This window comes from Halorubrum tibetense (assembly GCF_042661865.1).
In the GTDB taxonomy this organism is placed as follows: domain Archaea; phylum Halobacteriota; class Halobacteria; order Halobacteriales; family Haloferacaceae; genus Halorubrum; species Halorubrum tibetense.
On the sequence record NZ_JBHSWW010000346.1, the window covers coordinates 1 to 2,229 of the forward strand.

2 protein-coding genes are annotated in these 2,229 nt (G+C 70.2%); one reads left to right on the forward strand and one right to left on the reverse strand.

The window, feature by feature from the left end:
• Positions 1-202: 202 nt before the first annotated feature.
• The gene (locus ACFQEU_RS14805) at positions 203-1,303 is read right to left on the reverse strand and encodes a DUF4330 family protein (RefSeq protein ID WP_379783401.1); all 1,101 of its coding nucleotides are present in this window, start codon (positions 1,301-1,303) and stop codon (positions 203-205) included.
• Positions 1,304-1,497: 194 nt separating this feature from the next.
• On the opposite strand from ACFQEU_RS14805, the gene ACFQEU_RS14810 reads away from it, so the two are divergent.
• The coding region (locus ACFQEU_RS14810; RefSeq protein ID WP_379783403.1) for a M48 family metalloprotease at positions 1,498-2,229 on the forward strand (732 nt) is incomplete at its 3' end.

The window sequence follows — 2,229 nt, forward strand, 5'->3', positions numbered from 1 at the left end:
GCTAGCGACCGCCCGGGAGCCCGATCGACTCGCGCCGTCGCCGCTCGACGCGCCGTCGGGTCGAGGGTCGTCGACGCCGGTCGTCGGATCGTGATCCTCCGCTGTCATTCGTCTACTGGTTCGTGTCGTCGGTGAAACCGGTTGTGGTCGCCGGCGGCGCGGACTGGCGAGCGATCGGCGGATATGACTGGGGTCGGAGCGGTCACGCCCCGACGCTGACGACGGTCGCTTCCACGGTGACAGTCCCCAGGTCGAGGACGACGGTCGACCCCTGACGGAGCGCCTCACCCTTGAACCGCGGGCCGGACGGCGTTTCCCGCACCCGCAGTTCGGCCGTGACCGTCACGTCGCGGTCGACCGGGTGGTCGACGACGTTCACGCTCCCGTCCTCGCCGGTCGCGATGATGATCGACGGCCGTGTCTCCACGTCGGTCACGCGCGCAACTTCGTCGTCGCCGGCGCGCTCGACCATCCCGGGCTCGATGGCGTCCGCCATGTCCTCGCGGACGTCGTCCATCCGGAGGGTGACGGTCCTGTCGGCCGCCGATCCGGCGTCGAGGCGCTCGCCGACGCGCGCTATCGTCCCGTCGACGGTGTAGTCGGCGGTCGGTAACGACACCGTCTGTCCGCGCCGCACGGGGACGCCGGCGAACCGTCGGTCGGTTCCCTCGCGGTGGGCGTCGACGGTCGCTTCGAGGAACACCCGGCGGTGGTCGGGGTCGTTCGTCGCGTACACCGCGACGTCCTCGACCGTCGCCACGGTCCGGCCCGCGATCCGGACCTCGTCGCCGGCGGCCACGTCGTCGGCCTCGCTCGTCGGCAGGGTGTCACGGACTACGACCCGCGTCGAGTCGCGGGTGAGCGCATCGCCGTCCCCGACCGCGCGGACGTGCCCGCTCACCTCGTAGCGGTCGGTCACGAGGTCGAGGCTACGGCCGAGCCGCGGGGGTGCGTTCGCGTACGTGAGCGTCCCCTCCGCTACTTCTCCTTCGAGCGCGACGCGAAGGGTCACGCCCACGTCGTTCCCGCGCGGCGTCACGTGAACGTCGGTGACGGTGAGTGTCGAGACGTCGTCGGGGCTGTAGGTATCTCCCTCGTTCACGGCGTCGACGACGTAGCCGGGCTGGGTGCCGAGATCGAGCGTCGCGTGCGTCGTGTCGAGCTCCGGTTCGGGCTCGGGTTCGTCGCCGCCGAACACGAGCGCGACGCCGGCGACGCCGACCGCGAGCACGACGAGGATCACCAGCGCGTCGACGACGTTCACGACCCCGAAGAGGTCACCGTCGTCGTCGATCAGCTCCACGTCACGTCACCCGGTGTTCGCATCGATTCGACGGTGTTAGGCGGGAAGTAAAACGGTTCCGTTTCCGCGAACCTTCCCACCGAGTCCGTGAACCCCCTCCCGTCCCCGGATTGCCCCGGCTCGTCCGCGAACCGGCCCCGATCGTCCCCGAACGCTTTTGTTTGGAGACGCTCGTCTTGCTACTGAAGCCCTCCATGTCCCTCCGCGTGCGGATCGCTGCGGTGCTCGCAGCGCTCATCGGTCTGAACGCCCTCCTCGTCGTGACCCTGCTGTGGGCGTACGGCGTGCTCGTTCCCGGCGTCGTCGCCGGCACGTTCGTCTTCCTCCAGCAAGGGGCCGTCGGGTTCGAGTTCCTCCAGCTGCCGGTGTCGCTCCCGACGCTCGCGGTGCTCGTCGTCGGGTTCCTCGTAGCACAGGCGTACTACGGCTACCGGCGCGTGTTGGCGGGAACGGCGGGTGGCGACGCCGACGACGCGCTCGCGTCGACGGTCAGACGGCTGGCGATGGGTGCCGACGTGCCACCTCCCGATGTCCACCTTATCGACGACGACACCCCGACGTGTTACACGGTCGGTCGGCTCACCGACGCGACGATCGTCGTCACGACCGGGCTCGTCGACGCCCTCGACGACGACGAGATCGAGGCCGTGCTCGCCCACGAGGTGGCACACGTCGCGAACCGGGACGTGACGCTGATGACGCTCACGACGCTGTTCTTCGAGATCGCCGACCGCGGCTACCACGCCGCGCGGCTCGTCCCTCGGGCGATCCGTGACCCCGAGGCCCGGTCGGGACGTGGCGGGATCGCCCTCCAGTGGCTCCTCCCGCTCACGCTGTTGACGTACGCGTTCGTCTCCCCGCTGTTGTGGCTGTTCGCGACCGGGGCCGACCGCGCGACGCGGACGCTGTCACACGCCCGCGAGCTG